At 56.6% G+C, this 13,199-nt stretch carries 1 protein-coding gene and 5 rRNA genes; all 6 read right to left on the bottom strand.

Annotation, left to right across the window (positions count from 1 at the left end):
• Positions 1-140: 140 nt before the first annotated feature.
• Positions 141-257: ribosomal RNA gene (gene rrf / locus M1D40_RS02110) — 5S ribosomal RNA — on the bottom strand.
• 313 nt (positions 258-570) lie between these two features.
• Positions 571-3,736 (bottom strand): 23S ribosomal RNA (locus M1D40_RS02105).
• 527 nt (positions 3,737-4,263) lie between these two features.
• A 16S ribosomal RNA gene (locus M1D40_RS02100) occupies positions 4,264-5,793 on the bottom strand.
• The 16S, 23S and 5S rRNA genes sit together here, the layout of an rRNA operon.
• Before the next feature lie 762 nt (positions 5,794-6,555).
• On the bottom strand, positions 6,556-8,454 hold the full coding sequence (locus M1D40_RS02095; protein ID WP_461170035.1) for a DUF5979 domain-containing protein: 1,899 nt from the start codon (positions 8,452-8,454) through the stop codon (positions 6,556-6,558).
• 907 nt (positions 8,455-9,361) lie between these two features.
• Positions 9,362-9,478 (bottom strand): 5S ribosomal RNA (rrf, locus tag M1D40_RS02090).
• A gap of 313 nt (positions 9,479-9,791) precedes the next feature.
• A 23S ribosomal RNA gene (locus M1D40_RS02085) occupies positions 9,792-12,957 on the bottom strand.
• Positions 12,958-13,199: the final 242 nt, after the last annotated feature.

The following is a 13,199-nucleotide window of genomic DNA, read 5'->3' as shown; positions in this document are numbered from 1 at the left end:
GTGAAGGCCCCGCCCGCCAGGACCCCCACACACCCGCAGCTGAACACCCGCTACCGAAGAACCCGGGGTAAACAACCGGGGGGTTAAACAGCTGAGGCCCGCACCACACGGTGCGGACCTCAACCTCTCTGCCAGAATTTGTCCGGCGGTGACCTACTCTCCCACATCCTCCCGGATGCAGTACCATCGGCGCTGTGGGTCTTAGCTTCCGGGTTCGGAATGGGACCGGGCGTTTCCCCCACGCTATGACCGCCGTAACCCTTCCACCCGCACCACCCCCAAACAAACCCGGGGTGAGGGGAAAACAATGGTCACAACAAGAAACACACCCCAACCACCAACCCCTAAAGGCCGAACAGTCAGGCGTGTATTCCCCATAGGTGAATACAACATTCTTTATTCTACGGCACCCGCGCCCTGTTAAGAGAGCGATGGTGCCGGTTCCAGGAGTGACAAACCACACGGGTTTGTTATCCGGGAACCACATAGTGGACGCAAGCAGCACATGATCTAACACAACCCTTTATAATTTGGAGGACCGTTTGAAGTCGTGTCCTCCCAGATTGTGGTGTGGTGTAAGTTATCGGCCTATTAGTACCGGTCAGCTTCACGGGTCTTTAGTCCCCGCTTCCACATCCGGCCTATCAACCCAGTGGTCTGGCTGGGGGCCTCTCACACACAAGGTGTATGGAAATCTCATCTCGAAGCGGGCTTCCCGCTTAGATGCTTTCAGCGGTTATCCCATCCGAACGTAGCTAATCAGCGGTGCACTTGGCAGTACAACTGACACACCAGAGGTTCGTCCGTCCCGGTCCTCTCGTACTAAGGACAGCCCTTCTCAAATTTCCTGCGCGCGCAGCGGATAGGGACCGAACTGTCTCACGACGTTCTAAACCCAGCTCGCGTACCGCTTTAATGGGCGAACAGCCCAACCCTTGGGACCTACTCCAGCCCCAGGATGCGACGAGCCGACATCGAGGTGCCAAACCATGCCGTCGATATGGACTCTTGGGCAAGATCAGCCTGTTATCCCCGAGGTACCTTTTATCCGTTGAGCGACGGCCATTCCACAATGTACCGCCGGATCACTAGTCCCGACTTTCGTCCCTGCTCGAGATGTCTCTCTCACAGTCAAGCTCCCTTGTGCACTTACACTCGCCACCTGATTGCCAACCAGGCTGAGGGAACCTTTGGGCGCCTCCGTTACTCTTTAGGAGGCAACCGCCCCAGTTAAACTACCCATCAGGCACTGTCCCTGACCCGGATTACGGGCCGAAGTTAGATATCCAGTATGACCAGAGTGGTATTTCAACGATGACTCCACCCGAACTGGCGTCCGGGTCTCACAGTCTCCCACCTATCCTACACAAGCCACACCGAATATCAATACCAAACTATAGTAAAGGTCTCGGGGTCTTTCCGTCCTGCTGCGCGTAACGAGCATCTTTACTCGTACTGCAATTTCGCCGAGTTTATGGTTGAGACAGCGGGGAAGTCGTTACTCCATTCGTGCAGGTCGGAACTTACCCGACAAGGAATTTCGCTACCTTAGGATGGTTATAGTTACCACCGCCGTTTACTGGGGCTTAAATTCCCAGCTTCGCCCGTAAGGGCTAACCGGTCCTCTTAACCTTCCAGCACCGGGCAGGAGTCAGTCCGTATACATCGTCTTGCGACTTCGCACGGACCTGTGTTTTTAGTAAACAGTCGCTTCCCCCTGGTCTCTGCGGCCCCGATCCCCTCCGGACAGCTAAGTGTCCATCAAGGTTGGGGCCCCCCTTCTCCCGAAGTTACGGGGGCATTTTGCCGAGTTCCTTAACCATAATTCTCTCGATCGCCTTAGTATTCTCTACCTGATCACCTGTGTCGGTTTGGGGTACGGGCGGCTAAAACCTCGCGCCGATGCTTTTCTAGGCAGCATAGGATCACCGGATTCCCACCAAAGTGGGTCCCGTCAGATCTCAGGATCGTCATCAAAGACACAGCAACGGATTTACCTATCGCTGACCCTACATCCTTAGACCAGGACAACCATCGCCCGGCCCGGCTACCTTCCTGCGTCACACCTGTTAATACGCTTACCTCCCGGGATCAGGTCCCGCGCTCCACCAAAAACCGGGTCGCCACAAGGGCGGCCGGTCAGGTATCGGGCGGTTAGTGTCCCCCGTTCAGTATTGGCGGTTTTTCGCCGGTACGGGAATATCAACCCGTTGTCCATCGACTACGCCTGTCGGCCTCGCCTTAGGTCCCGACTTACCCAGGGCAGATTAGCTTGACCCTGGAACCCTTGATCATTCGGCGGACGGGTTTCTCACCCGTCTTTCGCTACTCATGCCTGCATTCTCACTCGTGTAGGCTCCACCGCTGGTTTACACCGCGACTTCACTGCCCACACGACGCTCCCCTACCCATCCAAACGCTTGAACGAAAATGGATAAACCATCCGCTTGGCTAATATTTGAATGCCACAACTTCGGCGGTGTACTTGAGCCCCGCTACATTGTCGGCGCGGAATCACTTGACCAGTGAGCTATTACGCACTCTTTCAAGGATGGCTGCTTCTAAGCCAACCTCCTGGTTGTCTTCGCAACTCCACATCCTTTCCCACTTAGCACACGCTTAGGGGCCTTAGTTGGTGGTCTGGGCTGTTTCCCTCTCGACTATGAAGCTTATCCCCCACAGTCTCACTGCTGCGCTCTCACTTACCGGCATTCGGAGTTTGGCTGACGTCAGTAACCTTGTAGGGCCCATTAGCCATCCAGTAGCTCTACCTCCGGTAAGAAACACGCAACGCTGCACCTAAATGCATTTCGGGGAGAACCAGCTATCACGGAGTTTGATTGGCCTTTCACCCCTACCCACAGCTCATCCCCTCCATTTTCAACTGAAGTGGGTTCGGTCCTCCACGCGCTCTTACACGCGCTTCAACCTGGCCATGGGTAGATCACTCCGCTTCGGGTCTAGATCACGCCACTGCATCGCCCTGTTCAGACTCGCTTTCGCTACGGCTTCCCCTCACGGGTTAACCTCGCGACGTAACACTAACTCGCAGGCTCATTCTTCAAAAGGCACGCTGTCACAAGCACAACACCACAAGTGGCATCGCCCTGCTCCAACGGATTGTAGGCACACGGTTTCAGGTACTGTTTCACTCCCCTCCCGGGGTACTTTTCACCTTTCCCTCACGGTACTTGTCCGCTATCGGTCATCAGGGAGTATTTAGGCTTACCAGGTGGTCCTGGCAGATTCGCACGGGATTTCTCGGGCCCCGTGCTACTTGGGATCCTCTCCAAGCGGCAGCATACATTCCGGTTACGGGGCTAACACCCTCTACGGCCCGGCTTTCAAACCGGTTCACCTATGCACCTGCACTCACTTCACCAATCCGGCAGAACTGGTACGGAAAGTCCCGCAACCCCAGTGATGCAACGCCCGCCGGCTATCACACACCACTGGTTTAGCCTCTTCCGCGTTCGCTCGCCACTACTAACGGAATCACTGTTGTTTTCTCTTCCTGTGGGTACTGAGATGTTTCACTTCCCCACGTTCCCTCCACGCACCCTATGTGTTCAGATGCGGGTCACCCGGTCACTCGCGCGCCGGGCGGGGTTTCCCCATTCGGACATCCTGGGATCAACGCTCGGTTATCAACTCCCCCAGGCTTATCGCAGATTCCTACGTCCTTCTTCGGCTCCTGATGCCAAGGCATCCACCGTGTGCCCTTAAAAACTTGACCACAAAGATCAATAAATATTATCGCTATCGAGAAAACCACGATCTCACCAGGCACCCCGAAGAGCACCCGGATCCACCAGGTTTATCTGAAATTGCACTTAATAATTTTAAGATGCTCGCGTCCACTATGTAGTTCTCAAACAACAACCCCGTCACACCCCGCACCCCCCACGTATTCACCGTGAAAGCCTTAGGTCTGCGCAGGAACAACCAGAAACAACACGAACCCGTGCCACTTCCAACCATAACGATTGTCAGTTCATACGGTCCTGTTGTCTCAGGACCCAACAGTGTGCCAAACGGTAAAACCCGGTACTCGAAACACCGGCAACCCTTTCCAACCGGTCCACCCCCGCAAGCGGGGAAGAAACGGCGTACTCATGCTGCCGGGCTCAACGCCGGGCACCTGCCTATTGATATTCCACCCTTGAGCACCCACCGAAGAACAAACGCCTTCGATATGGGCATCTCCTGCAAAGCACGCATCCCACACTGTGGAAGGACACGCAACCTTGAGGTGCTCCTTAGAAAGGAGGTGATCCAGCCGCACCTTCCGGTACGGCTACCTTGTTACGACTTAGTCCCAATCGCCGGTCCCACCTTCGACGGCTCCCTCCCCACAAGGGGGTTAGGCCACCGGCTTCGGGTGTTACCAACTTTCGTGACTTGACGGGCGGTGTGTACAAGGCCCGGGAACGTATTCACCGCAGCGTTGCTGATCTGCGATTACTAGCGACTCCAACTTCATGAGGTCGAGTTGCAGACCTCAATCCGAACTGAGACCGGCTTTTTGGGATTAGCTCCACCTCACAGTATCGCAACCCTTTGTACCGGCCATTGTAGCATGCGTGAAGCCCAAGACATAAGGGGCATGATGATTTGACGTCGTCCCCACCTTCCTCCGAGTTGACCCCGGCAGTCTCCTATGAGTCCCCGCCATAACGCGCTGGCAACATAGAACGAGGGTTGCGCTCGTTGCGGGACTTAACCCAACATCTCACGACACGAGCTGACGACAACCATGCACCACCTGTAAACCGGCCACAAGTGGGGGACCTGTTTCCAGGCCTTTCCGGTTCATGTCAAGCCTTGGTAAGGTTCTTCGCGTTGCATCGAATTAATCCGCATGCTCCGCCGCTTGTGCGGGCCCCCGTCAATTCCTTTGAGTTTTAGCCTTGCGGCCGTACTCCCCAGGCGGGGCACTTAATGCGTTAGCTACGGCGCGGAAAACGTGGAATGTCCCCCACACCTAGTGCCCAACGTTTACGGCATGGACTACCAGGGTATCTAATCCTGTTCGCTCCCCATGCTTTCGCTCCTCAGCGTCAGTTACAGCCCAGAGACCTGCCTTCGCCATCGGTGTTCCTCCTGATATCTGCGCATTTCACCGCTACACCAGGAATTCCAGTCTCCCCTACTGCACTCTAGTCTGCCCGTACCCACTGCAGACCCGGGGTTGAGCCCCGGGCTTTCACAGCAGACGCGACAAACCGCCTACGAGCTCTTTACGCCCAATAATTCCGGATAACGCTTGCGCCCTACGTATTACCGCGGCTGCTGGCACGTAGTTAGCCGGCGCTTCTTCTGCAGGTACCGTCACTTTCGCTTCTTCCCTGCTGAAAGAGGTTTACAACCCGAAGGCCTTCGTCCCTCACGCGGCGTCGCTGCATCAGGCTTTCGCCCATTGTGCAATATTCCCCACTGCTGCCTCCCGTAGGAGTCTGGGCCGTGTCTCAGTCCCAGTGTGGCCGGTCACCCTCTCAGGCCGGCTACCCGTCGTCGCCTTGGTGGGCCATTACCCCAACCAACTAGCTGATAGGCCGCGAGTCCATCCAAAACCGCATCAAGCTTTCCACGGACCGCCATGCGGTGGTCCGTCGTATCCGGTATTAGACCCGGTTTCCCAGGCTTATCCCGAAGTTAAGGGCAGGTTACTCACGTGTTACTCACCCGTTCGCCACTAATCATTTTGTGCAAGCACAAAAGTCATCGTTCGACTTGCATGTGTTAAGCACGCCGCCAGCGTTCATCCTGAGCCAGGATCAAACTCTCCGTAAATGTGTTACAGACACAGGGCCGGAGCCAAGGAAAATTGGCTGCACGGTCCTGCACTAAATTCGAAACCAGCTAAAAAAGTCCTCCGCGCCCACGGGGTGGGCGGAAGAAGCAGTTCAACCAATTAAAATAAATTGGTATCAATAAACTTGGCACACTATTGAGTTCTCAAACAACAGATGCATCCGAAATACTCGGAAAAACAATGGTTTGTTTTTCTTTTCTCTTCGCTGCAGTGTTTCTTTATTCTATTTCATCCGGACTGTTTTAGCAATTCGGGATAATTCCCGAAACCGCGTCTTTTTCCTCCGGAGGAGCCCGCACAAAAGCCCCGGCTTTCCGTTCCCGGCCCGTGGGGCAGGATGGATCACCAGGATGTTTTTGGTGGGGTTTGGCCGCCCTGCTCGGTAAGTTTTTCAACTCCCGGCCGCGGCGACTTAGAAGACTTTACACAGGTTTGGACCCCGCCGCAACTCGGTTGCATTAGCTGTGACTGGGGTCCCTAAAACGCCTCGGGTGACGCCTCGGCGACGCTTTTCACTGCGTTTTTCGTTGCAGGTTTACCTCTTTGCCGCACCCCGCGTGATGCCCTCACCGTCTTGGGCATGACGGTGGGTAGCTCCCCGGGTGGGAAAGCTACCCACAGTCATACCCGTAGGCCCGGCTCCTTCACCTGCTGGCCAGCAGGTGGTCACCAGCTGGTCCCTTTGGGTCCGGTGCTGACCACCGGCGGTCGGGATATTTCATACCGCCGGCGGCTGGGACCTAGTCCACTTTCCGTCGTGCTGCGCCGGCAACGAGGAGCGTTCCGATCAGCAGCGCTCCTGCTCCGGCCAGGGATATCTGCGCACTGGCACTTGCCCCGGTCCTGGCCAGTCTGTCCTTACCCAACACGGCATAGGTATTGGTAACCGTCGCCGCTACGGTTTCGCCCGAGACGATCACGACGCTGTAGGGCAGTATCGTCTCGACAGTGACGTTGCCGTTTTCACCGGACGTTGGTTCGGTGATGGTGCACTCGGTTCCGGCGGGAATGCCGTCGAAGACCTGGACATACTCCCCCGGGAGGGTTTCAGCGGGGATCCGCACCACTTGCTCGAGTTCGTTCCCGCAAACAACGTTCAGGACCGATGCGGACTGTTGCCCCGCACCGTTTCCGGCCACGATCTTAGTAACCTGTAGTGATCCGTTCACAAACTGCACCGTGTTGGTCAGCCCCGCAGTTACTGTGGTGCCCGGCTCAATCACTACCGTCACCGGATCTCCCGCGTCAACGGTAACCTCCGACGTCGCACCCGAGCTCGATTCCGTCACCGTGCATTCCGTTCCTGCCGGAATGTCAGTGAAGGTTTCCCCGTATGGTCCGGCCGCCGTCCCTGCGGGAATGACAACGCTGGTGGTCAGGACTGTTCCGCACACGACATCGAGAACGATCTCTGACTGCAGACCGGCAGCATTCCCGGTGATCGTTTTGGCGACGTTGAGGGCTCCCGGCCGGTAGCTCACCGTATTGCTGACAGTGACGGCTGAGCTGGCTTCGATCACGACTTCCTGGGGTGCGGAGGACACCACTTCGACAGCAGTCGTTGATCCCGTTTCCGGTTCAGTCACGACACATGTGCTTCCCAGGGGAATGCCTGTGAAGGTGGCCGTCTGGTCCTCAGTGCTCCCGGCGTCGATGGTGGCTTGGAAAATGAACCCGTTTCCACAATCAATGTTGAGGAGGATCGCCCCCTGTTGGCCCACGGCATCACCGGCGAACGTCTTGTTGACCGTCAGCACCCCGGTTTGGAAAAATTCCGCTGTCGCCTGCGCGGTGGAACTGATCGAGGAATTTGCCGCAAGAATGAGCTTTTGGGCCTCGGTTACTGATGGGTTGTTTCCGGCGTAGAGGTAAACGTTGCCGGTCTCGACCGGGACCACTGCCTCCGCGGTGATCACTGCCGGCGCCGTTGTTTGCGCGTCACTTCGCACCCAAAGTTGCGTGCCTGAAGCAACCGGGGTCCCTTCCACGAGTGGAACAGTTCCTGCGGCATCGGTATATAGGGTGAATCCGTCCGGCACAGTAACAGTGAGAGTCGCTCCGCCTCCTGCTGTCACAGTGAACGGTCCTGTGGTCCCGTCAACAGGACCGGTCGCTACCGGGGGAGTAATGTTCACATCCGGCGCCGGCGGTTCGGTGAGCGGTCCGGCTGCAAGGACGTCGGCGACAATCTGCGCGGTCAGCGGGCGAATGGCGTCGGTGTCCTGAAGCACGTAACCGTCGCTGAAAAACCAGACAGCTGCTTGTACGGCAGCGGCGCGGATGCTGTCATTGGCGGCTGGGGGAAGTCCCGGCTGATCCGGGAAGTAGCTGTTGAGGACCCGGTTAACATAACCGATGTTAGGGACGTTGGATTCGTCCCAAGAGCCGTTCTCGTAGCCGAGGCCTGTATAGGTGGCGGTGCGAATATCGATACAGTACATCTGCTGGGTGTTTCCCGCCTGATCCACCGTGTTAATGATGCCGGCAAAGGGTTCGTTAGCCGTTTCATACCCCGCGGGAACATCGGCTGGGTAGCCCGTTGTCGGATCGAAGGCGGCACCGATCGGCGGGAGCCCACCCGTCACCGCTGTGCCGGGCCCGGTGCCGGTCATCGTAATTTCAACGACGTCCAGAGGCACCTCTTCTCCGGGCGACGGACCCGAAAACACGGCATGGGCCGGTGACGCCAGTTGCATCAGAAGGCACAGCACGGCAAAGATTCCCAGGCTCGTACCGCCGGCCCTGCCTCCCCTCATCAAATGACTAGCGCCCGGCGCACGGCCGGATTTGTGATGCAGACTCATAACTTCCCGCTTTCCCGACTTGGCCCAGTTGGATATACGCAGAACCGAGTTGTGGACGGACTACATCCCTAGGCTCCGTGGTCAGCGAGGCTACCGGCTGGGCATGCGCATGAAAAGGGGAAGTACAGGAATCATCTACTGAGACTGATGATAATGGCGTTACAGCTGTGGTCGGGGTCGTATATATGGGTCCGGAGCGGTACTATCGCCGCCCACCTTTCGTTCCCCCTCCCCGTACTCTCCCTCCCGCTTGCCGCAAGATGGCAGTAAATTCTCTTCCCGGCGCTCAGAACGTGCCGTTGCTGCCATCCCGGCGGGAGGATCGGGAAAGGGACCCAAGCATGGCGGGCTTTGCGGCCGTGCCGGAAGCCCGGGTTGCTTCCTGGGTGCCGGCGCTCGTGCTCCCGGCCCGGCCGGCGGTTCTGCCCTATCCTTTCCCCGCGAGATGGCAGCAAGTGCTCTTCCCGGCGCTCAGACGTGCCGTTGCTGCCATCTCGAGTGAGAGGAACCCAACACGTGTGAGGGGAAAGCAGGGGGTTAAACACGTAAGGCCCCGCCCGCCAGGACAGGACCCACACACCAGGACAGGACCCCGCCCGCCAGGACAGGACCCCCACACACCCGCAGCTGAACACCCGCTACCGAAGAACCCGGGGTAAACAACCGGGGTTAAACAACCGGGTGCTTAAACAGCTGAGGCCCGCACCACACGGTGCGGACCTCAACCTCTCTGCCAGAATTTGTCCGGCGGTGACCTACTCTCCCACATCCTCCCGGATGCAGTACCATCGGCGCTGTGGGTCTTAGCTTCCGGGTTCGGAATGGGACCGGGCGTTTCCCCCACGCTATGACCGCCGTAACCCTTCCACCCGCACCACCCCCAAACAAACCCGGGGTGAGGGGAAAACAATGGTCACAACAAGAAACACACCCCAACCACCAACCCCTAAAGGCCGAACAGTCAGGCGTGTATTCCCCATAGGTGAATACAACATTCTTTATTCTACGGCACCCGCGCCCTGTTAAGAGAGCGATGGTGCCGGTTCCAGGAGTGACAAACCACACGGGTTTGTTATCCGGGAACCACATAGTGGACGCAAGCAGCACATGATCTAACACAACCCTTTATAATTTGGAGGACCGTTTGAAGTCGTGTCCTCCCAGATTGTGGTGTGGTGTAAGTTATCGGCCTATTAGTACCGGTCAGCTTCACGGGTCTTTAGTCCCCGCTTCCACATCCGGCCTATCAACCCAGTGGTCTGGCTGGGGGCCTCTCACACACAAGGTGTATGGAAATCTCATCTCGAAGCGGGCTTCCCGCTTAGATGCTTTCAGCGGTTATCCCATCCGAACGTAGCTAATCAGCGGTGCACTTGGCAGTACAACTGACACACCAGAGGTTCGTCCGTCCCGGTCCTCTCGTACTAAGGACAGCCCTTCTCAAATTTCCTGCGCGCGCAGCGGATAGGGACCGAACTGTCTCACGACGTTCTAAACCCAGCTCGCGTACCGCTTTAATGGGCGAACAGCCCAACCCTTGGGACCTACTCCAGCCCCAGGATGCGACGAGCCGACATCGAGGTGCCAAACCATGCCGTCGATATGGACTCTTGGGCAAGATCAGCCTGTTATCCCCGAGGTACCTTTTATCCGTTGAGCGACGGCCATTCCACAATGTACCGCCGGATCACTAGTCCCGACTTTCGTCCCTGCTCGAGATGTCTCTCTCACAGTCAAGCTCCCTTGTGCACTTACACTCGCCACCTGATTGCCAACCAGGCTGAGGGAACCTTTGGGCGCCTCCGTTACTCTTTAGGAGGCAACCGCCCCAGTTAAACTACCCATCAGGCACTGTCCCTGACCCGGATTACGGGCCGAAGTTAGATATCCAGTATGACCAGAGTGGTATTTCAACGATGACTCCACCCGAACTGGCGTCCGGGTCTCACAGTCTCCCACCTATCCTACACAAGCCACACCGAATATCAATACCAAACTATAGTAAAGGTCTCGGGGTCTTTCCGTCCTGCTGCGCGTAACGAGCATCTTTACTCGTACTGCAATTTCGCCGAGTTTATGGTTGAGACAGCGGGGAAGTCGTTACTCCATTCGTGCAGGTCGGAACTTACCCGACAAGGAATTTCGCTACCTTAGGATGGTTATAGTTACCACCGCCGTTTACTGGGGCTTAAATTCCCAGCTTCGCCCGTAAGGGCTAACCGGTCCTCTTAACCTTCCAGCACCGGGCAGGAGTCAGTCCGTATACATCGTCTTGCGACTTCGCACGGACCTGTGTTTTTAGTAAACAGTCGCTTCCCCCTGGTCTCTGCGGCCCCGATCCCCTCCGGACAGCTAAGTGTCCATCAAGGTTGGGGCCCCCCTTCTCCCGAAGTTACGGGGGCATTTTGCCGAGTTCCTTAACCATAATTCTCTCGATCGCCTTAGTATTCTCTACCTGATCACCTGTGTCGGTTTGGGGTACGGGCGGCTAAAACCTCGCGCCGATGCTTTTCTAGGCAGCATAGGATCACCGGATTCCCACCAAAGTGGGTCCCGTCAGATCTCAGGATCGTCATCAAAGACACAGCAACGGATTTACCTATCGCTGACCCTACATCCTTAGACCAGGACAACCATCGCCCGGCCCGGCTACCTTCCTGCGTCACACCTGTTAATACGCTTACCTCCCGGGATCAGGTCCCGCGCTCCACCAAAAACCGGGTCGCCACAAGGGCGGCCGGTCAGGTATCGGGCGGTTAGTGTCCCCCGTTCAGTATTGGCGGTTTTTCGCCGGTACGGGAATATCAACCCGTTGTCCATCGACTACGCCTGTCGGCCTCGCCTTAGGTCCCGACTTACCCAGGGCAGATTAGCTTGACCCTGGAACCCTTGATCATTCGGCGGACGGGTTTCTCACCCGTCTTTCGCTACTCATGCCTGCATTCTCACTCGTGTAGGCTCCACCGCTGGTTTACACCGCGACTTCACTGCCCACACGACGCTCCCCTACCCATCCAAACGCTTGAACGAAAATGGATAAACCATCCGCTTGGCTAATATTTGAATGCCACAACTTCGGCGGTGTACTTGAGCCCCGCTACATTGTCGGCGCGGAATCACTTGACCAGTGAGCTATTACGCACTCTTTCAAGGATGGCTGCTTCTAAGCCAACCTCCTGGTTGTCTTCGCAACTCCACATCCTTTCCCACTTAGCACACGCTTAGGGGCCTTAGTTGGTGGTCTGGGCTGTTTCCCTCTCGACTATGAAGCTTATCCCCCACAGTCTCACTGCTGCGCTCTCACTTACCGGCATTCGGAGTTTGGCTGACGTCAGTAACCTTGTAGGGCCCATTAGCCATCCAGTAGCTCTACCTCCGGTAAGAAACACGCAACGCTGCACCTAAATGCATTTCGGGGAGAACCAGCTATCACGGAGTTTGATTGGCCTTTCACCCCTACCCACAGCTCATCCCCTCCATTTTCAACTGAAGTGGGTTCGGTCCTCCACGCGCTCTTACACGCGCTTCAACCTGGCCATGGGTAGATCACTCCGCTTCGGGTCTAGATCACGCCACTGCATCGCCCTGTTCAGACTCGCTTTCGCTACGGCTTCCCCTCACGGGTTAACCTCGCGACGTAACACTAACTCGCAGGCTCATTCTTCAAAAGGCACGCTGTCACAAGCACAACACCACAAGTGGCATCGCCCTGCTCCAACGGATTGTAGGCACACGGTTTCAGGTACTGTTTCACTCCCCTCCCGGGGTACTTTTCACCTTTCCCTCACGGTACTTGTCCGCTATCGGTCATCAGGGAGTATTTAGGCTTACCAGGTGGTCCTGGCAGATTCGCACGGGATTTCTCGGGCCCCGTGCTACTTGGGATCCTCTCCAAGCGGCAGCATACATTCCGGTTACGGGGCTAACACCCTCTACGGCCCGGCTTTCAAACCGGTTCACCTATGCACCTGCACTCACTTCACCAATCCGGCAGAACTGGTACGGAAAGTCCCGCAACCCCAGTGATGCAACGCCCGCCGGCTATCACACACCACTGGTTTAGCCTCTTCCGCGTTCGCTCGCCACTACTAACGGAATCACTGTTGTTTTCTCTTCCTGTGGGTACTGAGATGTTTCACTTCCCCACGTTCCCTCCACGCACCCTATGTGTTCAGATGCGGGTCACCCGGTCACTCGCGCGCCGGGCGGGGTTTCCCCATTCGGACATCCTGGGATCAACGCTCGGTTATCAACTCCCCCAGGCTTATCGCAGATTCCTACGTCCTTCTTCGGCTCCTGATGCCAAGGCATCCACCGTGTGCCCTTAAAAACTTGACCACAAAGATCAATAAATATTATCGCTATCGAGAAAACCACGATCTCACCAGGCACCCCGAAGAGCACCCGGATCCACCAGGTTTATCTGAAATTGCACTTAATAATTTTAAGATGCTCGCGTCCACTATGTAGTTCTCAAACAACAACCCCGTCACACCCCGCACCCCCCACGTATTCACCGTGAAAGCCTTAGGTCTGCGCAGGAACAACCAGAAACAACACGAACCCGTGCCACTTCCAAC

Source organism: Arthrobacter sp. Z1-15 (assembly GCF_054792395.1).
Note: the sequence above shows the minus strand (reverse complement) of the source record. Positions and strands in the feature narration are given on the sequence as shown.